Below are 22050 nucleotides of genomic sequence, written 5' to 3'. Positions count from 1 at the left end.
AAATTTAACATTTAGCGAATTGCACGTTTAACCTAACCTTAACAAAAATGTTAAAATTTCGCGCTTAAGCCCTTATTTTAAGTAATTTATGGTGAATTCGGGAAACTTCCCTTTCCGTAGCCTCCAATCCAATATTTTCAATTATGAAGTCTGAAAGCTTCTCTTTTTCCTGGTCCGGCCATTGATTATCTATACGTTGCATTACCGCATCTGCACTAATTCCGTCCCTATCAACCACCCTTTGTATTCTAATATTCCTTGGTGCGGTAACCAATATTATTTTATCATAAAATTCCTGGTTCCCATTTTCAAAAATAATGGCAGCTTCCTGAATTACATAAGGGGCTTTCTGACGTTTGCACCAACTTTTAAAATCATGCCTCACGGCAGGATGGACTATATTGTTCAGTTCCTTCAATAATTTCTTATCGTTGAACACCAATTTGGCTATATAATCCTTATTTAGCTGTCCATTCTTATAACTATCCCTGCCCAATAATGCCTCAATATCATTTTTAATCTTTTCAGAACTGGCCATTAATTTCTTTGCCTCTAGATCAGAATTATACATCGGTACCCCTAATTTTTGGAACATGGATCCCACAGTGGATTTTCCACTACCAATACCCCCTGTCAAACCCACGATCATCATTGCCTCTTTAGTATAAATTCTACTTTATTCTCCCTCAACTGTACCACATTCACACTATCTGGCTTTTTTGTCAATTTCAAATCCAGAACATTTTCATTTTTGTCCCTTAGATTGGAATAGTCTGCGGTAACCACAAAATCCGTCACCGACAATTCCTTGATTGAACTTAATCGCCCCCTGCACAAAACCGAAACTATTTCCGGAAACGTTCTTATCCCTACTCCTTCAGGCACATTGACAACCTCCACAGGTACCTTAAAAACCTTTTCCGAAAATTTAAATATTTTGGCCGATAATGTTACGTTATGATCGGAGTATTTAGTGTTTTTTAGATTGGCCGGAAGATTCAATTTTAATTTCTTTGAAATATCGTTGGTCGTATGTGGCAGCATCAAGGTTTGGGTGGTAATTCCGGTTAAAGTATCTATCTCTATTTTTGGCCCCATTACGGTTATGGAATCGGGCGTCAAGCTATAGTTCTTATCCATTAAATAGTTTTGTTCCAAATCTATGGTCACTTTAGGAATTACCGGGACCTTTTTTTTGTAAAGCCTTTGAAAATTGAAAAACAAGGTATCCTTGTCCATATCCTCAACCCTTATAAATTTTGAAAGCTGATTTTCTATTTGATTTCTATAAGTTGATGGGGAAACAAAAAATTTGGAACCTTTTTTTTCCAATTCGGATAGGTCCACCGCAACAGTTTTATTTTTAAAACCAAACATCAAAAATTGAAACCCACTGGCCCTTAGCCTTACCTTAATGTTACTTTTGGAAACGCTGTTTAGCAATAAGCTGTCCGGGGTACTGCCATAATGAATATCAAAAGTGGCATTATTGGTATATTGTTCCCCCAAATTGCTAATAAACCAAGCTAGACTGGAACATAATAGAAAGACCAGAAACAGTTTAACCTTTCTTTTATTTAGTCCTTTTTTAATTTTTTCTATCAACTTATTACATAGTTTTAAAGAAAAGCTTAGGAAATAACTCCTCCGGTTTCTTATTGCTTAAAGCTATCAGGATCGAATTTTTAAAGAATCCAAAACCGTATCCTACAAATTGGATGACTACTGCTACCAACGATAGCGCAGCTACCTTAATATTTTTATTGGCCATCAAGGAATGCACAAAAAGTAAACCAAAATAGAGGGCATAAATAGATATTGGCCATAAAATCCCTAAAACCAACAAGGCAATTGCCACAATGAATCCGAAACAGAACAAAGTGGGGAACCAATAAGTAATTTTGGCACTGTCCGGATGCCAATGGTTTAAAATGGGCCTTACCATTCCAAATTTATTGACCTGGGTATAGAACTTATTCCAATCTATTCGCCGCTTATGGTATACATAGGCATCTTCGATCAATTTGGTTTCAAATCCCGCTTCCCAAATTCTAAAGGTAAGGTCCGGATCTTCACCTGGATGTATATTGCCATATCCAAGGGTTTTTTCAAACGCTTCTTTGGATATTCCCATATTAAAGCTCCTAGGTTGAAATTTACCTACAGCCCTTTTATTTCCCCGAATACCCCCAGTGGTAAAAACAGAGGTCATGGCATAGTTAATAGCCTTCTGTACACTGGTGAAGGAAGAATGGGCAGCATCCGGCCCCCCATAACAATCCACATATTCATTTGCCAGAGACTTTTCCACCACGGACAAATATTGGCTTGGGATTATACAATCGGAATCCAATACTATAAAGTAATTACCACGTGCACGCTTCATCCCATAATTTCGGGAATCTCCAGGGCCGGAGTTCTTCTTCTTTAAATATGATATGGACAATTTATCCTTGTACTTTTCCACAATATCCTCTGAACTTTCCGACGATCCATCTTCCACGACAACCACCTCAAAAGGTTTATTATAATCCTGCAATGAAAGGCTTTCCAGCAATTCATCGATCTCATTGGGTCTGTTGTAAACCGGCACTATAAAAGAAAAGAATAAATCCATTGAGGTTTAGTATAAAATAAAGACCTGTCACAAACGTGTTGGCTTGACTTTAGCCTTGTTTCAACTGTATTAAGCTAAAATGAATAATATGTAACCATGGTGTTTGGCCAAAAAATAAGGTTGGTTCAAAGGCATTCTATCCTTTTACCCAAGGTATGTTATTCAGAAAATCTATCGATTACTTCCTGACTAACACCTGTATTGGAAAAACCACCATCATGAAACAAATTTTGCATGGTAACCTTCCTGGTCAAATCCGAAAAAAGGGTTACGGTATAGTCTGCACAATCCTGAGCCGTTGCATTTCCCAAGGGCGACATTTTTTCCGCGTAGGAAATAAAACTGTTAAACCCTTTAACACCTTGTCCCGCAGTTGTAGCTGTTGGGGATTGGGATATGGTATTCACCCTTACCTTCTTCTCCTTGCCAAAAAAGTATCCAAAACTACGGGCAACGGATTCCAAATACGCCTTATTGTCGGCCATATCATTATAATCCGGAAAGGTTCGCTGAGCGGCCATGTAGGTCAAAGCCACTATGCTCCCCCATTCGTTCATGGCATCGGCCTTGTACAGGCTCTGCATTACCTTGTGAAAAGATAGTGCGGATACATCCCAGCCTTTGGTGGTAAAATCATATTTCTCATCCGTATAGGCCCTGCCTTTACGAACGTTGACGGACATCCCAATGGCGTGGAGAACAAAATCTATTTTTCCTCCCAGAATCTCCATGGACTGGGTAACCAAATTATCCAAGTCTTCCACGCTTGTGGCATCTGCAGGAATAATCTTGGAACCAGTCTTTTTGGCAAGTTCATCTATCTGGCCCATTCGCATGGCTATGGGCGCATTGGTAAGGACAAAGGTACCGCCTTCCGCATGTATAGTTTCGGCAGTTTTCCAAGCAATGGAATTGGCATCCAATGCCCCAAAAATAATTCCCTTCTTTCCTTTTAGTAAATTAAACGACATAGTCTATTTTCTTTGTGAATTTTAGATCGTCAAAGATATTAAAAATTAGTGGGTAGACCGCAGAAAGAACGGAGTAGAAAAGTTAGCAGCCCTATTGCCATGGCTTCATATTACAAAGGCGATAGGCACAAAGGGGTTAATATTGTAGCACCTTAAAATAGCCAAAAACACCGGTAGGAGAAATTCAAGATTTCACTATCCTTTCCAAAAACGGTTAATCCAGTAGCTGCCTGGCATGAGCCAAAGCTGAATCGGACAAGGTTTTTCCTCCCAACATTTCTGCCAGCTCTACCACCCTTTCTTCCGAAGAAAGCCCTTTCATTTTGGTATTGGTACCCATCAGTTCTTCCTCCTTGTAAACCTTAAAATGATGTACTCCTTTGGCTGCCACCTGTGGAAGGTGGGTGATAGAAAATATCTGCATCGTATTGCTCATATCCTTCATAATATCTCCCATTTTATTGGAAATCTCACCGGATACACCCGTATCTATCTCATCGAACATCATAGTAGGCAGCTGTTCGTACCTGGCCAAAATAGCCTTTATGGTCAACATTATCCTGGACAGTTCACCGCCTGAGGCCACCTTCTTAAGGTCTCCATAAGCCGACCCCTTGTTCGCCGAAAACAAAAAGCTGAGATCGTCCTTTCCAGTAGGTTTAAACTCTTTGGATGTCGCAATTTCAATTTTAAAGGTTGCACTGGCCATGCCTAAGTCGGTCAAAGTTTCCTCCAATTGTTTTTTCAGCTTTGGAATAACCGCTTTTCTTCTCTTACTTATATTGGAAGCTTCGGAATTCAAAGCAATTTCCAGTTGATGCAACTCCTTCTTTTTACGGTCTATATCGGCAACAACATTCTCGGTTGCACTTACCTTCCCATCCAAGGCATTCCTTATTTCCAACAATTCCGGAATTGTCTGTACCTTATGCTTCTTTAAAAGATCATAAAGCAATTGAAGTTTGGCATTTACCTGTTCCAACATTTGTGGATCTGCCTCTACCTTATCATTTAGAATATTGAGTTCGTTGGAAATATCATCCAATTCAATAAATACTGATTTTATGCGCTCGTTTATATCTGAGTATTGGTGTCCAAAACTAGCCAACTTGCTGGATACCTGTTTCAGCTCTGTAAGCAAGTTTACCAGCCCTATCTGCTCATCATTCAACAGCTGCTGACCATGTGACAATTGTTCCAGAATAATCTCCACATTGTTCAGCTGTTCATACTGCTCCTCCAATTCCTCCAATATCCCCTCTTTTAAAGGAGCCGAATTTAATTCATTCAACAAAAAACTATTATACTCGTGTTCCTTGGTGGCACTATTTTGAAAATCGACAAGCTTTTGCAATTCTTTCTGAGTAGATTGATATAACAGCAACTTGGAGGAATAGGTTGAAAGCACTTGCCCATTATCGGACAGGGCATCTATGACCTTTAGTTGAAAATCATTATCCGCTAGTCGCAAGGTTTGATGCTGCGAATGCACATCTATCAATTGATCTCCCAATTGGGACAAAATATCCAAGGTTACCGGGGAGTCATTGATAAAGGCCCGGGACTTACCGCTGGGCAATATCTCCCTTCTTATGATGGTCTTTGCCTCATAATCCAGGTCATTTTCCTCAAAAAATGCTTCCAGGCCATATTTGGAGATTTCAAATTCCGCCTCTACGATGCACTTATCCTCCTTCTCCCTTAAGGAAGAGAGGTCCGCCCTTTTTCCCAATACCAAGGACAACCCACCTAATAAAATGGATTTACCGGCACCTGTTTCACCTGTTATTACCGTAAAACCATTGGTAAACTTAACGTTTAAATGGTCTATTAATGCGTAATTCTTTATGGAAAGATTTGTCAGCAATGTTTATTATCTAAGATTGCCGTAAAGATAATTTATATTGCTTTGGAAAAAAATGTGTGGTAAAAAAATTCTATTTACCAAAAAATCGTTGTAGTACCAAACAACATTATCTAGGGGAAGCCGATCAAAATTTTATGTCGTTCCAAGTAGACGAATAAAGTGGGGCTATTTTGTTCAAGGTTTGTTTAAGCTGTACTATATCCACTTTGGGACCATCGGAGAATACATTTTGAATTTCTTCCGACTTTGCATCAAAAAAAGTTTGAATCAAAAAAGCATTGGGGTGCCTACCCCCCAAGGTCTCCAACAAACGCATGGTCCCTGCAACCACTTGCTTTCCAGTGCTGTTGTTATCCGCTAGGACATCCAACCCCTTTCTATGGTAATTGTACATAGCTATTCTGTACTCTCTGTATGAATTGGACAAAAGGTTGTCTACCAACTCAAACCTACTTCTTTGTCCGGATGTCTGTGTCCATCCAGAATAACCGGCACTTTGGGCCAAAGTCACAACTTGTTGTGCCTTTTTATAAAAATCGGTACCGCCCTCCAAAGAAAAAGTGTCCGCATCCAAGCCAAGAATAATATAGGCATAGTAAGATACGACCCCCACTAAATTGGAAGTAATGTTGTTTTCGTTCAAGATCAAGGGCTGAAACTCTATATAATCAAAACTAAGCTGATTATCCTTATAATTAAAGACAGGACTTTCATAGGAGGTATTAAAAACAGGTCTTGAGGACTGAATCTGAATATTCCCTTTAAACCTACTGGATTCATACTCCGTAATGGTTATGAACATTTGGGCATTCACCCTTTCATTTTCCTTGTATACACGATTGGACCACCTGTTTTTATTTACAAAATCGTTTAAGGAACGCTCTAAGGTCTTGAAAATTTGTTGATTGGTCTGCCCAACCTGATCCGAATTAATAGTAACCACACAATTCAATTCCTGAGCTCCCGAGCTAATAGAAATTATAAAACAAATTAGGGCTATATATAGATTACGCATGGATCCTGTTCTTGATTTCATTCAAAATATCCAAAGCCACCTCTGCCTTGGTTTTTAACTCAAACGTTTTAATATCCAAATTCTTATCTATGAACGATATTTTATTGGTCAATTTTCCAAAGCCTGCACCGCTATCGTTCAAAGAATTTAAGACAATGGCATCCAAATTTTTTCGCTTTAATTTTCCTATGGCGTTATCCACTTCATTTTCGGTTTCCAGTGCAAAACCAACCAGATATTGCTCCTTCTTCATTTCTCCCAACGAGAAAAGGATGTCCTTGTTCTTCACCAAAGTAATGGTAAATTCATCGGAGGTTTTCTTTATTTTCTGATCGGACACTAATTTAGGCCTATAATCGGCTACCGCAGCAGCACAAATAACGATATCCATATCCGGGTACAAGGCCACGGTTGCCTTATACATTTCATCGGCCGAAGTTACTTTAATAAGTTCTATTTGGGAATGTTGCACGGTTAAATGGGACGGACCGGATACCAAGAACACCTTGGCCCCCAGATTAGCCGCATTTCTGGCCAATTCATAACCCATTAGTCCTGATGAGTGATTTCCTATAAACCTAACAGGATCAATGGCCTCATAGGTGGGACCGGCCGTAATCAAAACTTTTTTGCCATTAAGAGGCAGCCCCTTGGCAAGGTGATCATTTAGAAAATCAACAATATCCTCGGGTTCGGCCATGCGGCCCTCCCCTATCAATCCACTGGCCAACTCTCCTGAGGTTGCCGGAATCATAATATTCCCAAAAGATATCAACTTTTTGAAGGTTGCTGCAGTAGAAGGATGTTTATACATATCCAAGTCCATTGCCGGCGCAAAGTACACAGGGCATTTAGCCGATAGGTATGTGGCCATCAATAAATTATCGCAGGTGCCATTTGCCATTTTGGACAAGGTATTGGCAGTGGCCGGAGCAATAAGGACTATATCTGCCCAAAGGCCCAATTCTACATGATTGTTCCAGGAAACGCTCCCGTTTTCTTCATCCACAAATGAGGAGAGCACGGCATTCTTGGACAGGGTAGCCAGGGTTAAGGGGGAAACAAAAGAGCTGGCGCTTTCCGTTAAAACAACTTTAACGTTAGCGCCAGCTTTAATAAGTAAACGAACTAAAAAGGTGGTTTTATAAGCAGCTATACCCCCAGTAATGCCCAAAAGTATATTCTTACCGCCCAACATCCTTTTAAGCGTCTTTCTCTGTATTCCTGTGATAAATTTTATCGTCCAACCACTCTTTTACAGCCAATGCATGCGGCTTTGGTAATTTTTCGTAGAATTTGGAAACCTCGATCTGCTCCTTGTTTTCAAAAACTTCCTCCAAACTATCACTGTAAGTGGCAAACTCTTCCAACTTCTCCAAAAGCTCTTTTTTAATTTCAGAATTAATCTGAACAGCTCTCTTGGCGGTTATGGAAATAGCCTCATAGATATTCCCAGTCTTGGCATCAAAATCATTTTTATTGATCGTCACCGTAGAAACAGGAGCCTTCGAGTTTTTTAAATCGTTCATATTCATATCAAATCGTATTTTTATTTGGAATAAATTTCTAATTCTTTTTCAACTTTTTCCAAAGTCTTATTGGCTTCCTTAAGATACTTGGACTCCGGAAAAGATTTTTTCAATGCCAGATAGGCGGCCTTGGCGTCATTCAATCTATCTTTTTTAAGATAATCGAAACTGTTAAGCGCCAAATTGGTTGATGCATCAAACTTATAAAATAGGGCATCTTCGCGATAAACGGATCCCGGGTTGTCTGAAATAAAATTGTCAAACGCAGTAACCGCAGGTGTTAAAAAGGTATAATCGAATTCCCCGATAGTGTTGAACTGTTTCGCTATCTCATAGGATTTGCGCTCTTTCTTTGTGGTTAATTCCCTTGCCATTATGTTGGCCTCAACCAAAAATTCTGAATCCGGGTAGGTGTTGATGAAATTTTGAAGCTTTATCAAGGCCTTGTCCGTATCGGTTTGATCCAAAGAATATTTGGGAGAAAGCTCATAATAACTCTTAGCTCCATAAAACCCAGCCTCTACAGCCTTATCACTTTTAGGATACGATTTCAGGAACCTTTCGAACTGGTAACCTGCCATATTGTAGTCCTTGGTCTGGAAATAAGAATCCGCAAGAAAGTACATAACACGTTCCCCTTGTGGCTTACCTATATATTTTGGAGCAATCTGTTCCAACAAGCGGTTGGCCCTTTTAAAATCACCGGCATCATAGAATTTTTCCGCCAAATCATATTTGGCCTTAACATCTTCGTTTTTAAGTACCTTTTGATACTCACTACAAGAGCCAAGGATGGCGATCAATAATAAAAAGGAAAATAGACGCTTCATTTTTAAAAACATTTTGCAAAATTAAGGATTCTAAACGGATATAAAAAACATTTTTATCGCGCTAAAATAGCCCGCCTCTTTACCAACCACAACATTTTTGTGCAAGTTTTAACTTTGTTGACAAAAAATCCTGTAACAGATGGTTTTATTTTACTAAACCATTGTCTTAAGCAAGGTGTTCAAAAAACTCTTGATCGTCTTTTTTAGCGTTGCAGTGGCTTCTACCAATGGCAACCTTACAACTGCCGTCCCTAGGCCAACGGCCTCCAGCAAGGCTTTAATACCTGCAGGGTTGCCTTCTTTGAAAATTAAATCCATCCCGTCCTGAATGGCATAGTGCAACGCAAAGGCTTCTTTAACCTGGCCCGCCAATCCAAATCGTATCATTTGGGAAAATTCCGAAGGTAGTCCTTGTCCCAAAACAGATATTACTCCTGAACCACCGGCCAATACCGTGGAAAGTGCGGTAAAATCATCTCCAGAAATTACCATAAAATTAGCAGGTTTATCCTTAATGGTACGCATAATTTGCACCATATCGCCACAAGCCTCCTTAATACCAACAATATTATTAAAGTCGTTCGCCAATCTCAATACCGTTTCGGGCAACATATTGCTCCCCGTCCTACCCGGTACATTATACAAAATAATAGGCTTGGGCGAGGCCAATGAAATAGCTTTAAAATGCTGATATATTCCCTCTTGGGTTGGTCTATTATAATATGGTGAAACCGATAAAATTGCTACAAAATCCGTTAGATCGGTATCCTGTAGTTCTTCAACAACGGCCGCAGTATTGTTACTACCCACGCCCAAAACCAATGGAAGTCTACCGGCATTGGCATCCACAATGGTATCTATAACCAGCTGTTTTTCTTTTTTGGACAGCACTACAGACTCTCCGGTAGTTCCTAAAACCACCAAATAATCCACTCCACCATCCACACAATAATTTACGATTTTTGCCAAAGCTATCGTATCTATAGAAAAATCCTCCTTAAAAGGAGTCACCAGGGCAACACCCGTTCCAACTAACTGTTCCATTATTTAATCTCATTTAAAACCCTTAAATATTTCCGTAACTCCTTCTTAAAAGTTTGGAAATCCTTGATGGGAGTATTCAATATCAAATCATTTAAATTTTTATCCACACTTCCAAAACCCACCTTTAACCTGGCTTTGGTCTTTAACGTCATTAACTGTAATAATAATTTTTCATCCGTATAATAATTAACCAAAAGGTCATATTCCCTGTTTAAAAACTCCAAGGCATAGCTGTTTTCAATATTTGCTTTCCAACCCAAATCCTTGTCGGAAAAAACTGGAGTTGAATAAGGGGAATTTTTATCGTAATATTTCTTGTACCCAATTATTTTCACGGAATTGGGCCTTAAGGAAAATTCATCCACAAACTCATAAAAAGCATTGGCATTTTCAAACTCGTCCAAATCAACAATACAACCCACAGAACTTATGCCCTTCTCCCTATTAATGGTTTCGGGCGGGGTGGTCAAGCCCCGTTGTAAAAACTTTTTACCTGCCCTAAATTTAATTTTTTCCTTAAGCGTTTTTAAAAACATGTATTTTTACATTTTCAAGATTGTAAATGTAAATAATATCACCTCAATATTTATACGAAGGTAAGAAGTATATGGATTTAAAAAACAAACATTTTGTTATAATTGCAACATTACTGCTCGCGCAGAGTTGCAAGGAATCCGTTCCCAAGCTCAGAAATATTGAGGGTCAAAGGATTCAGATCAATTACGCTGCTACACCAAAAGACTCCGTAGAAAACGTCATTGCCCCATATCGCAACAGAATCAATGAGGTATTGGACAGTGTTTTGGCCTACGCCCCAAAAGCGATATCCAAAACAGAGGGTACATTGAATTCTCCCGCCGGCAATTTAATGGCAGACATTGTAATGCAGGAAGTAAATCCTGTTTTTGCCGCCAGAACCGGGAAACAAATAGATTTTGTACTTCTTAACTTTGGCAGTATCCGATCCGTAATTTCACAAGGGGACATTACCGAACGTACGGCCTATGAAGTCATGCCTTTTGAAAACTCGATAGTTATTGCCGAATTGGACGGCAAGGCAATTAGGGCAATGGTATCGTTCTTAACAAAGTCCAGCGTTGCCCACCCTATTTCCGGGATTCAGATAATCGTGGATAAAAATAAAAGTTTGCAAGCGGTAAACATTCAGGGGAAACCATTTGACGAAAACAGGACTTATTATGTTGCCACCTCGGATTATTTGATCACTGGTGGTGATAAAATGGATTTTTTAAAAGAATACCTTACTTTGACGGATTCAGATTATCTAATCAGAAATACACTGATTGATTATTTTAAGAAAATAGACACCCTTAGTGCGGTTACGGATGACCGGTTTTTGCAAATTAATTAATTATGGAACGTAGAAAATTTATATCGGGTACAGCAGCCTCTGCCGCATTTATTGGCATAGGTGGGCTATCCATGAATTCTTGCCAAAATTCCGGGAAAAAGCACATTACTATCTTGCATACCAACGATGTACATAGCCATATAGACCCCTTTCCCAACAACCATTCCGCCTATCCCAACTTGGGCGGCCTGGCAAGAAGGGCAACTTTGGTGGATCAAATTAGAAAAGAAAACCCTAATACCCTGTTATTTGACGCAGGGGATATCTTTCAGGGGACACCCTACTTCAATTTTTATGGGGGAGAATTGGAATTTAAACTAATGAGCATGTTAAAATATGATGCCGCTACCATTGGCAATCACGATTTTGACAATGGCCTTAATGGCCTGTATGCCCAACTGCCCTATGCCTCCTTTGATTTTTTATCTGCCAATTACGACTTTACCAATACCCTAATGGACAGTCATGTACAACCATATAAAATATATATGGTAGATGGAATTAAGATTGGGGTTTTTGGATTGGGAATAGAGCTCGCGGGTCTGGTGTCCAAAAAGCTGTACCAAGAAACAGTTTATCTAGACCCCATAGAAATTGCACAAGATGTGAGCCGGACCTTAAAAGATGAGGAAAAATGTGATTTAATTATTTGTCTGTCCCATTTAGGATATCAATATCAAAACCCTCAAAAACCCGATGACTTAAAGTTAGCGGCAAGAACAGAGAACATTGACCTAATTATTGGCGGGCATACACATACATTTTTGGATAGGCCCACCATAGTTAACAATAGAAAAAACAAACAAATATTAGTAAACCAAGTAGGCTGCTTCGGTATTAATTTAGGTAGAATCGATTTTTATTTCGACGAAGGCAAGCAAAACGGTGCTGATGGAGTATCCATTAAGGTATAACCCCATATTATGATTCAGGAAAAAGATAAATCTATAGTTTCAAAAAAAATTATCAAGGTATTGGGAGATGATTTTGTGGAACATATGGATGATATAGCTGTTGAGGAGCCATTACAAATCAGTATCAGTATTTTAGAACCAGAATCCCCCATTACCAATAAAAATATTTCCATTACTATGAGAACGCCAGGTCATGATCAGGACTTGGCCATTGGATTTCTTTTTACCGAGGGCATTATTCAAGCTTCAGATCAAATTAAAGGGATCATCCTTGGTGAAAACAGTATAAATGTCCAACTAAATAATTCCGAAAATATAGATCTTGGTAAACTGGAACGACATTTCTACACTAGTAGTAGCTGCGGTGTTTGCGGCAAAGCCAGTATAGATGCCATAAAAACTATCTGTCGCTTACCTCCTTCCCTGGCTGATTTTCAGGTCGATAAAAATCTTATTAAATCCTTTCCCGGCATTCTAAAGCAAGAGCAAAATATTTTTAACAATACCGGAGGGATACATGCAGCTGCATTGTTCAATGTTAATGGCGAATTGATTACCATACGCGAGGATGTTGGAAGACATAACGCTTTGGACAAAATAATTGGCCATTTAGTTACCCAGGACCTTTTGCCCTTGGATCAGCATTTATTGTTTCTGAGCGGTCGCGCCAGCTTCGAATTGATACAAAAAGCAGCCATGGCAGGTATTCATTTTATTATGGCAGTGGGAGCTCCCTCCAGTTTGGCCGTGGAAATGGCCTTGGAACATGATATTACCTTAATAGGATTTCTAAACGAAACCAGATATAACATCTACACTGGCCCGAAACGGATTAAAATTTAGGAATCTAAACTTTGAAGCTGATAGTCGAATACCTAACTTTATAGAATTAGGTTTAAAATATTGTTTGAATGAAAATTAGGATACAAGGAAATTCGGTTCGTTATAGACTTACCCGTTCGGAGGTTGAATCTTTGAAGAAAGACGGCCACTACAAGCAACAGACCGCTTTTAATGGCAAGAATTTTGTCTATGCCGTTGCTGCCAAGGAAAACATAACCGGCCTGCAAGCCGAGTTTAAAGAAGACACCATTACGCTATATCTACCTAAGAATGAAAGTTTAACATGGCCAGATATTGATCGGGTAGGCTATGAAAACAAGATGGTTCTAAACGACGGACAGGTGCTTAGTTTATTATTGGAAAAGGATTTTGTTTGCTTGGATGAGCGTGTAGAGGACCAATCGGATAATTACCCCAACCCCAAGGCAACAACCGAAAAATAATGGCAGACGACCCTGAAAAATCATATCCCGAACCTACATCACCGGCAAAATTAACCGGTCTTAAAACTTCAAGTCCCAAAAAGGTGGCTGCTGGTATTCCTGCGGTTATCTCCTCTGCAAAACATGTATTTGGGGAAATGGGACTCGGTCGAGGATTAAAAGCACTTGCCAACCTCAACCAAAAGGGTGGAATTGATTGTCCTGGCTGTGCCTGGCCAGATCCGGATGATGAGCGAAGCGCTATAGCCGAATATTGCGAAAATGGCGCCAAGGCCATTGCCGAAGAAGCCACTACCAAAAAACTGGATGCCGCCTTTTTCGCTAAAAATAGTGTTTCCCAACTTTCCATGCTTTCAGATTATGAAATAGGAAAAAAAGGTAGGTTGGCGCAGCCTATGTACTTGCCGGAAGGCTCAGATCACTATCAAGAAATAAGTTGGGAAGGGGCTTTCTCCAAAATCGCAAAACATCTAAACAGGTTAAAAAGTCCAGACGAGGCTATATTTTACACCTCGGGAAGGACAAGCAATGAGGCTGCCTTCCTATACCAGCTTTTTGTTCGGGAATACGGCACCAACAATATGCCGGACTGTAGCAATATGTGTCATGAAAGTAGTGGCGTTGCCCTTACTGATACCTTGGGCATAGGCAAAGGCTCTGTAAAACTAGAAGATTTTTACGAAACTGAGGTTATCCTGATCCTGGGGCAAAATCCGGGCACCAATCACCCTAGAATGCTCAGTGCCCTCAAAAAAGCCAAAGAAAATGGCGCTACCATAATCTCAATTAATCCGATCATTGAAACCGGATTGTTAAATTTCAACAATCCCCAGGAAATAAAAGGTGCCCTTGGAATAAGGTCGAAATTAACGGATCTATACCTTCAGGTAAAAATAAATGGGGATATGGCACTCCTTCAGGCCTTGGTAAAACTTATGATGATCGAGGAGGATAAACGTCCTGGGGCTGTTTGTGATTTGGATTTTATAAAAGAAAAAACCCAAGGTTTTGAAGATTACCTAACGCACATAAGAACACTAGACCTAAACAATTTAATTGCCGAATGCGGTATTCCCCTGCAAACGTTACAAAGAGTAGCCAATATTCTGTGCAACACCAATAAGATTATTGCATGCTGGGCTATGGGCCTTACCCAACATAAGAATTCGGTAAATACCATCAAAGAGGTCGTAAACCTTTTACTCTTAAAAGGAAGTATCGGAAAACCAGGTGCCGGTACCTGCCCGGTACGTGGTCACAGTAATGTGCAGGGAGACCGAACTATGGGTATTTACGAAAAGCCCTCACAATCATTTTTGGACCGGCTGGAGAAATTATTCCGTTTCAACCCACCGCGCAAACATGGATTTGATACCGTAGAAAGTATTAAAGCCATGCATTCCGGCAAGGCCCGGGTGTTTTTTGCCATGGGCGGTAATTTTCTTTCCGCAACCCCAGATACCCTATTTACGGCAGAGGCACTTCAAAAATGCGACCTAACCGTACAGGTGTCCACCAAGCTTAACCGCAGTCACCTTATTCATGGTAAGGAGGCCATAATTTTACCCTGCTTGGGCAGAACGGACGAAGACCATATTAATAGCGAATTACAGTTTGTAAGTGTTGAAAATTCCATGGGGGTTGTTCACAGCTCCAAGGGAGGTCTTAAGCCCATATCGTCCAAGATGCTAAGCGAACCTGCCATTGTTTGCCAATTGGCCATGGCCACCCTAAAAAATTCCAAAGTAGACTGGCCAAAATATATGCAACATTACGACCATATCAGGAACAGTATCGAGGAATGCATTCCCGGATTTGAAAACTACAACCAAAGGGTAAGACAGCCTTCCGGCTTTTATTTGCCCAACGGGGCAAGGGACAATTCCTATAATACCACAAGTGGGAAGGCCAATTTCAGTATATCCTATAGTGAGGCCATTGTATTGGACGAAGGTGAGCTTTTAATGATGACCATAAGGAGCCATGATCAATTTAACACCACCATTTATGGACTGAATGATCGCTATAGGGGCATATTCAATGAACGGAGGGTTATATTAATGCATCCCAAGGATATTAAAAGTTACCATCTCAAGGATAGGGATTTGGTAGACCTTTACAATTTCCACAACAATACGGAACGGGTAGCACCGAAGTTCATCGTTTTGCCTTACAATATCCCTGAAAAATGCTGTGCCACCTATTTTCCCGAGGCCAATGTCCTAGTACCATTAAACAGCACTGCCGATAAAAGCAATACCCCTACTTCCAAATCGGTGGTCATTAAGCTTAAAAAACATTTATCCTAGATTTTGCTGTTATAATTAAGGAATAAAGGCAACATTGTTTGTTTTTATTAAAAAACTGTTACATTATTTTCAAAAGTCCTAACTTAACAGGCACCAAAAAAGTATTAATTATCTTAAATTAATTTCAATGTATAAAACTGCTTATATTTCAGTTCTTTTATTACTATTTACAATAAACACCTATAGTCAGGCCAACCAGCGGGAATATTACCAACTAAAAACCTACCTCCTGGATACGGAGGAACAGGAAAAAACCACGGACCAATATCTTGGCAAGGCCTTGTTGCCTGCGCTTAAAAAACTCAATATCAAGAACGTGGGAGTTTTTAAACCAAGAACAATCGATTCTTTAAATCCCAGAAGCATAAAAGTATTGATCCCTATGAAAAATCTTGGAGATTTGGAAACAATAGATGCCAAACTTCAAAAGGATAAGGTATATATGGCAGCCGCCAAAGATTTTTTGGACGCCCCATATACAAACCCACCTTATAGCCGGGTTGAATCTGTTATTTTAAAAGCCTTTGTGGATATGCCAAAAATGAAGCCCTCTCCTTTAAGCGGTCCACGTAAAGACCGTATCTATGAATTAAGAAGTTACGAATCAGCAACAGAGGCCAAATACATAAACAAGGTAGAGATGTTCAACAAAGGCGGGGAAGTAAGCCTTTTTGACAATTTAGGATTTAATGCCGTATTCTATGGCGAGGTATTGTCCGGTGCAACAATGCCGAACCTTATGTACATGACCACATTTGAAAATCAGGCCAGTAGGGATGCACATTGGAAATCCTTTTCCGACTCGCCAGTTTGGAACAAACTAAAATCGGATCCCAATTACCAAAACAATGTTTCCAAAAACGTTACACGTTTCTTCTACCCAACTGAATATTCCGATTATTGATCGTAAACCCGGGGCTTTTTCCATTATGGCAAATACCCCTTGGAACAACGAACATTAATTGCAAAAAAGCGGTCATGGCATATACCCATGACCGCTTTCTTTCGTTATAACTACTTGGCATTATCCCAAAACAAACAACATTGCAGTTATTGCGTTAAAAAATACTCCACCAATTGCCGTTGTTCGTCTTCCAAGTTCGTACTTGGAAATTTCTTTCCGGCCATTCTATACCAATATCCGGCATTAAACTTATCACCTTCCTTTCGGTGCAGATAGGCATGAATCCAACTGCCATTGGTATTATGTAGGTCCTGTGCTATATCGTGTGAAGATTCCCAATCCCCTTTGGCATCAAACCACATGGCTCGTAAGGCTTCAGGCCAAGATGATGGTGCGGATTGTTGGGACAGGGTAGCATTAAACTCTTCAAAACTTTTTGGAACGGACATCACTCTTAATTTATTTGGACAATTAGGCTACGGTATTGGAAAGGGTCCCTATAGAATCGACCGTAATGTTAACAACATCCCCATGGTTCAAGGTAAAAGAATCAGGAGGAACCACACCTGTCCCCGTCATTAAAAGACTTCCAAAAGGAAAGGACATTTCACGATACAAATAATGAACAAGATCGGTAAGTTTTCTTTTCATTTGACCCACCTCGGTCTCCCCCTCAAATACCGTATTTCCTTTACGCACAATTTGTATTTTTATTTTGGTATCCATGGAAATAGGCTCTTTGCTCAGCCAAATACAAGGGCCAACAGCCGCTGCCCCATCATAACTCTTGGCCTGGGGAAGATATAAGGGATTTTCTCCTTCAATATCCCTAGAACTCATGTCATTACCAATGGTATAGCCTATTATTTTGGCATTTGGGGTTATCACCAAGGTCAGTTCAGGTTCCGGAACATTCCATTTGGAATCCTTTCTGATCCTGACATCCTGCTTATGACCCACTGCCCTACTGGCCGTACTTTTAAAAAATAATTCCGGCCTTTCCGCATTGTAGACGCGGTCGTAAAAATCACCTCCACCCGCATCTTTGGATTCTTCAATACGAGCCTCCCTACTCTTATAATAGGTTACTCCGGACGCCCAAATTTCTTGGCGTCCCACGGGTGGCATTAAACTTCTGCCTAAAATGGCATCACTATTTTCAATAGGATCAAGCTTGGAAATCAAACTTAGTGTATTATCGTATATGGCATCATCGGTAATAAACGAATCCCATTCCTTATCGATTAGATAAAATTTCTGGTCATTTTCAATCAAAATTCCTTGGTTGGTCTTATAAACTTTCATTCTTTAAAGATTAGATTATTAAACTTATTATAGTTAGAACGATCATTGCAGAAAAGCCTAAAATGGCTGTCCCCAAACTATGTGTTCTATATCCTTGATTTACCTTCATATCACTCATTTGGGTTACGACCCAAAAGAAACTATCGTTGGCATGGGATACCAGGGATGCACCAGCGCCAATGGCAATGACCGCCAATGCTTTTGAAACCTCGGTATCAAAACCCATTGCAAGCATCAAAGGTGCAATTATCGAAGCTGTTGTAATTATGGCTACTGTAGAGGAGCCCTGCGCTGTCTTGATGCCGGCAGCAATCAGGAATGGAAGCCATATTCCCAAATTTCCGTTAGACACATTATTCTCCAGCAAAGAACTAATGTCCGAAGTCTGTAGTACTTTTCCAAAAGCCCCACCGGCCCCGGTAATTAATATAATTATGGCTGCCGAAGTAAGTGCCTCCCCTATCCATCCCGAGGTGCTCAACATTTCCTTATCCAACTTCTTGGGCAGGGTAAAGGACAGTACCATTCCGATCAAAAGGGCCACCACTGGGTTACCCACAAATCCTATGGCATACTTAAAAGTTCCGTCCCCAAACGGCATAGTGGGATATTCGGCAAAAGACCTCAACACAATAAGAATAATGGGAACGACTATAGGTATAAAGGATTTAAAAACCGATGGAGCGTTTTTTAACTGGGTATTGATCTGCTCCTCCGTTAGCTTTGGTGATGGATCTATAAATATTTTGGAACCTATTTTTTTGGCGAACAAAATACACACCAATAAGGCCGGTACACTGGTCATTAGGCCAAATAGGATAACCTGTCCCAAATCTGCACCTAAGATTCCGGCTGCAGCGATGGGTCCAGGAGTTGGTGGCACCATAGTGTGGGAAGCCATTAAGCCTAGTGACAGGGCCACTGCTGTTCCCGCCAAGGACAATTTTGCCTTTTTGGTAAGTGCCCTATTTAATGGCGAGACGATAATAAAACCGCTATCCGCAAATACTGGTATGGATACAAAATAACCAATAAAACCCATCGCCATATGAACACGTTTGGGACCAATGATTTTTAAGACAAGGTTGGCCAAGGTATAGGCCCCGCCCGATTTTTCCATAAAAGTCCCTATTATTAAACCCGCTATAATGATAATGCCAATGCCACCGATAGTGCCACCAAAACCATCATTAATGGTCTTTATTAGCTCATCCAAGGGGAGTCCCGAAAAAATACCGAATAATAAACTAGCGGCAAGCAACGCCAAAAAAGGGTGAAGTTTAAAACGGGTCGAGGCCACAATTATGAATGCAATACAAAACAAAAGAAGTATTATGGTATACATAATTACGATTTAGTACAAATATCTTTTACCCTCATATACCCTTATTTTTTTCTACTTCTAGCACTTTTCATTTATTTTCCCGTGGCCATATTCATTATAGCATATTCAAGAAATCGGCCTCCGAAATAATGGGAACCCCAAGACTTTCGGCCTTGGTTCTTTTGCTGGGCCCCATCTTGTCCCCTGCCACAAGATAAGAAGTTTTTGAAGAAATACTAGAGCCTACCTTTCCACCGTTGTCCTCTATCAATTTTTTGAGTTCATCCCTACTCAGATTCTCAAAAACCCCGGATACCACAAAGGTCTGCCCTTTTAGGATATCGGTCTGATTCTCCAGTTTGTCGGCAGAGACCTCAAATTGTACCCCGTATTGCCTTAACCTGGAAATAATTTCAAGGTTAATATCGTTTCCAAAAAACGATACCACGCTTTCTGCAATACGTTGGCCAATTTCATCAACCGTCATTAATTCCTCTACGGTCGCTATCATAAGGCCATCTATATTTTTATAGGCCCTTGCCAGTTTCTTGGCCACGGTTTCCCCTACAAACCTGATACCCAAGGCAAAGAGCACCCTTTCAAATGGTATTTTAACCGAGTCGGCAACCCCTTTTACCAGATTTTCGGCCGACTTTTCTGCCATACGTTCCAAGGGTATAAGTTGCTCTTTGGTAAGTAAATAAAGGTCTGCGTAATTCTCAATAAGTCCTTCCTTAAAGAGAAGTTCAACGGTTTCACCTCCAAGCCCCTCTATATCCATTGCCTTACGGGAAATATAATGTTGTATACGTCCCGTAATCTGGGGAGGACATCCATACTCATTGGGGCAATAATGTTTGGCATCTCCCTCGCTACGCTCCAATGGGGTATGGCACTCCGGGCAATGATTTATATATTGGGTAGGCTGGGAATGGATAGGTCTTTTAGTAAAATCCACACCCACTATTTTCGGGATTATTTCCCCTCCTTTTTCCACAAAGACGGTGTCCCCCTCCCTTATATCCAGTTTCTCTATTTGATCTGCATTATGTAAGGATGCCCTTTTCACTGTAGTACCGGCCAAAAGTACTGGCTCTAAATTGGCAACCGGGGTTATGGCCCCTGTACGCCCAACCTGATAAGTAATTTCGTTTAACACGGTGGAGACCTGTTCCGCCTTGAATTTGTAGGCCATGGCCCAACGAGGGGATTTGGAAGTATATCCCAGTTCCTCTTGGTGCTGTATACTATTCACTTTAATCACCACCCCATCCGTCTCATAAGGTAATTCGTGCCTATGTTTGTCCCAATACTCTATAAACTCAAGAACCTCATCCGTAGTTTTACATAATTTGGCCGCTTTTGGAACTTTAAATCCCCAATCCCTAGCTTTTTCCAACATTTGCCATTGGGATTCCAATTTTAAATTTACGCCCACAATACTGTACAGTAAGCAATCCAAGGGTCTTTCAGCAACTAGGGCACTGTCTTGTAATTTTAAGCTGCCAGAAGCTGTATTTCTTGGGTTCATATATGGCTCTTCCCCATTCTCTATCCTTTCTTGGTTCATTTTGGCAAAGCCTTCAAAAGGCAAAACGATCTCCCCACGGATATCAAATTTGGGAGGGTAATCCCCTTTTAATTGTAAGGGCACCGATCTAATGGTCTTTATATTACTGGTGACATCATCGCCCTGAAAGCCATCACCTCGGGTCACCCCCTTAACCAACTGGCCATTTTCATAGGTTAAACTAATGGATGCTCCATCGTATTTGAGCTCACAGGTAAATTCAACAGGGGCATCGCCCAATATTTTTTGTATTCGTTTTTCCCAATCTTCCAGATCTTCTTTGGAGTATGAATTGTCCAAGGAATACATACGATGTTCGTGCACCACCGTTTCAAAATTTTTGGTAATTGCACCCCCCACCCTTAATGTCGGGGAACTGGCATCGTAAAATTCGGGATGTTTTGCCTCAAGAGCCTGCAGCTCCTTCAGTTTCATATCAAACTCAAAGTCGGAAATAGTGGCATTGTCCAATACGTAATAATTATAATTATGCTCCCGAAGCTCCGTTCTCAGGCTTTCTATTTTTTCTTTAATTTCCATTTATAGTTGATCCTTTTTAATCCAAATTGGCAATGGCAAGGGTTCGTAATTTTTCATTTTATGTAAAAGTCCGTCTATAGAGTTATCTACCAACAATATATCGTAATATTCCTGCTTCAAAAATCCTTTATTTACCATGGTACGTAACATAGCGAGCAATTCATCATAAAACCCGTTGACATTTAACAGTCCTATTGGCTTTTGATGGAGCCCAAGTTGTGCCCAGGTAATCATCTCAAACAACTCCTCCATGGTACCAAACCCACCTGGAAGTGTAATAATTCCGTCGGAGAGGTCATGCATCTTTAACTTTCGTTGATGCATATTTTCAGTAATTATAAGTTTGGTAAGTCCGCTATGGAATACCTCCTTTAATTTTAAAAAATCGGGGATGACACCTATGACCTTACCATTGTAGTCCAAGGCTCCCTGTGCTACCCTGCCCATAATACCTATTTTAGCGGCCCCATAGACCAAGGTAATACCTTCCGTTGCAAAGGTCGCCCCCAATCGATAGGCGCAATCCACTATTTCCTGATCATTGCCCTCACTACTTCCACAAAATACGACTATGCTCTCCATGTTTATTAATCCTTCCTCTTGGGTAAATATTAGTATCTATATCCTTCTTTTTCCTTGTGCCTTTAGGGTCC

General features: G+C 40.3%; 22 protein-coding genes. 6 read left to right on the top strand and 16 right to left on the bottom strand.

Features of this window, described 5'->3' with window-relative positions; all coding sequences use genetic code 11:
- Positions 1–64 precede the first annotated feature (64 nt).
- From coaE to BUA60_RS19890, 11 genes are all read right to left on the bottom strand, one after another.
- The gene (gene coaE, locus BUA60_RS19940; RefSeq protein WP_072864873.1) at positions 65–652 is read right to left on the bottom strand and encodes a dephospho-CoA kinase; all 588 of its coding nucleotides are present in this window, start codon (positions 650–652) and stop codon (positions 65–67) included.
- Complete coding sequence (locus BUA60_RS19935; RefSeq protein ID WP_072864871.1) at positions 649–1605, bottom strand: YbbR-like domain-containing protein; 957 nt, start codon at positions 1603–1605, stop codon at positions 649–651. Before BUA60_RS19935 ends, coaE begins: the two co-directional genes overlap by 4 nt.
- A gap of 4 nt (positions 1606–1609) precedes the next feature.
- Positions 1610–2617 carry a glycosyltransferase family 2 protein gene (locus BUA60_RS19930; RefSeq protein WP_072864869.1) on the bottom strand — a complete coding sequence of 336 codons (1008 nt, stop codon included), beginning with the start codon at positions 2615–2617 and terminating at the stop codon, positions 1610–1612.
- Between the two features lie 158 nt (positions 2618–2775).
- Complete coding sequence (locus BUA60_RS19925) at positions 2776–3588, bottom strand: enoyl-ACP reductase FabI (protein ID WP_072864867.1); 813 nt, start codon at positions 3586–3588, stop codon at positions 2776–2778.
- Positions 3589–3802: 214 nt separating this feature from the next.
- On the bottom strand, positions 3803–5455 hold the full coding sequence (recN, locus tag BUA60_RS19920) for a DNA repair protein RecN (protein WP_072864865.1): 1653 nt from the start codon (positions 5453–5455) through the stop codon (positions 3803–3805).
- Positions 5456–5579: 124 nt separating this feature from the next.
- On the bottom strand, positions 5580–6470 hold the full coding sequence (porD, locus tag BUA60_RS19915; RefSeq protein WP_072864863.1) for a type IX secretion system protein PorD: 891 nt from the start codon (positions 6468–6470) through the stop codon (positions 5580–5582).
- The gene (coaBC, locus tag BUA60_RS19910; protein ID WP_072864861.1) at positions 6463–7668 is read right to left on the bottom strand and encodes a bifunctional phosphopantothenoylcysteine decarboxylase/phosphopantothenate--cysteine ligase CoaBC; all 1206 of its coding nucleotides are present in this window, start codon (positions 7666–7668) and stop codon (positions 6463–6465) included. The genes porD and coaBC overlap by 8 nt, the downstream gene beginning before the upstream one ends.
- A 4-nt stretch (positions 7669–7672) precedes the next feature.
- Complete coding sequence (locus tag BUA60_RS19905) at positions 7673–8005, bottom strand: DNA-directed RNA polymerase subunit omega (RefSeq protein WP_072864859.1); 333 nt, start codon at positions 8003–8005, stop codon at positions 7673–7675.
- Positions 8006–8019: 14 nt separating this feature from the next.
- Positions 8020–8841 (bottom strand): outer membrane protein assembly factor BamD, encoded by an 822-nt coding sequence (locus tag BUA60_RS19900; RefSeq protein ID WP_072864858.1) that lies wholly within the window; start codon positions 8839–8841, stop codon positions 8020–8022.
- A gap of 141 nt (positions 8842–8982) precedes the next feature.
- Entirely contained in the window at positions 8983–9873 is an 891-nt protein-coding gene (gene dapA / locus BUA60_RS19895) for a 4-hydroxy-tetrahydrodipicolinate synthase (RefSeq protein ID WP_072864856.1), read from the bottom strand.
- The gene (locus BUA60_RS19890) at positions 9873–10409 is read right to left on the bottom strand and encodes a DUF6913 domain-containing protein (protein ID WP_072864854.1); all 537 of its coding nucleotides are present in this window, start codon (positions 10407–10409) and stop codon (positions 9873–9875) included. The genes dapA and BUA60_RS19890 overlap by 1 nt, the downstream gene beginning before the upstream one ends.
- Positions 10410–10480: 71 nt before the next feature.
- Between BUA60_RS19890 and BUA60_RS19885 the strand changes: the two genes are divergently transcribed.
- The 6 genes from BUA60_RS19885 (at position 10481) to BUA60_RS19860 (ending at position 16658) form a co-directional block, all read left to right on the top strand.
- Positions 10481–11245: a 5'-nucleotidase C-terminal domain-containing protein gene (locus BUA60_RS19885; RefSeq protein WP_072864852.1), complete on the top strand. Its 765-nt coding sequence runs from the start codon at positions 10481–10483 to the stop codon at positions 11243–11245.
- 2 nt (positions 11246–11247) lie between these two features.
- A complete protein-coding gene (locus BUA60_RS19880) occupies positions 11248–12159 on the top strand; it encodes a bifunctional metallophosphatase/5'-nucleotidase (protein ID WP_072864850.1) in 912 nt (303 codons plus the stop codon).
- A gap of 9 nt (positions 12160–12168) precedes the next feature.
- Positions 12169–13002, top strand: a complete 834-nt coding sequence (fdhD, locus tag BUA60_RS19875; RefSeq protein WP_072864848.1) for a formate dehydrogenase accessory sulfurtransferase FdhD — start codon at positions 12169–12171, stop codon at positions 13000–13002.
- A gap of 68 nt (positions 13003–13070) precedes the next feature.
- The gene (locus BUA60_RS19870; protein WP_072864846.1) at positions 13071–13445 is read left to right on the top strand and encodes a DUF7009 family protein; all 375 of its coding nucleotides are present in this window, start codon (positions 13071–13073) and stop codon (positions 13443–13445) included.
- The gene (locus BUA60_RS19865; protein WP_072864844.1) at positions 13445–15754 is read left to right on the top strand and encodes an FdhF/YdeP family oxidoreductase; all 2310 of its coding nucleotides are present in this window, start codon (positions 13445–13447) and stop codon (positions 15752–15754) included. Before BUA60_RS19870 ends, BUA60_RS19865 begins: the two co-directional genes overlap by 1 nt.
- Before the next feature lie 127 nt (positions 15755–15881).
- Complete coding sequence (locus tag BUA60_RS19860; protein WP_072864841.1) at positions 15882–16658, top strand: NIPSNAP family protein; 777 nt, start codon at positions 15882–15884, stop codon at positions 16656–16658.
- 146 nt (positions 16659–16804) lie between these two features.
- On the opposite strand, the gene BUA60_RS19855 is transcribed toward BUA60_RS19860, so the two are convergent.
- From BUA60_RS19855 to BUA60_RS19835, 5 genes are all read right to left on the bottom strand, one after another.
- On the bottom strand, positions 16805–17107 hold the full coding sequence (locus BUA60_RS19855; RefSeq protein ID WP_072864839.1) for a hypothetical protein: 303 nt from the start codon (positions 17105–17107) through the stop codon (positions 16805–16807).
- Positions 17108–17129: 22 nt separating this feature from the next.
- Complete coding sequence (locus BUA60_RS19850) at positions 17130–17963, bottom strand: fumarylacetoacetate hydrolase family protein (RefSeq protein WP_072864837.1); 834 nt, start codon at positions 17961–17963, stop codon at positions 17130–17132.
- 10 nt (positions 17964–17973) lie between these two features.
- Entirely contained in the window at positions 17974–19308 is a 1335-nt protein-coding gene (locus BUA60_RS19845) for a GntP family permease (protein WP_072864835.1), read from the bottom strand.
- A 94-nt stretch (positions 19309–19402) separates the two neighbouring features.
- Complete coding sequence (gene ligA / locus BUA60_RS19840; protein ID WP_072864833.1) at positions 19403–21397, bottom strand: NAD-dependent DNA ligase LigA; 1995 nt, start codon at positions 21395–21397, stop codon at positions 19403–19405.
- On the bottom strand, positions 21398–21979 hold the full coding sequence (locus tag BUA60_RS19835; protein WP_072864831.1) for an LOG family protein: 582 nt from the start codon (positions 21977–21979) through the stop codon (positions 21398–21400).
- Positions 21980–22050 lie beyond the last annotated feature (71 nt).

It is taken from the genome of Arenibacter palladensis, from assembly GCF_900129275.1.
Taxonomy (GTDB): domain Bacteria; phylum Bacteroidota; class Bacteroidia; order Flavobacteriales; family Flavobacteriaceae; genus Arenibacter; species Arenibacter palladensis.
This window is presented reverse-complemented; position numbering and strand designations above follow the sequence as displayed.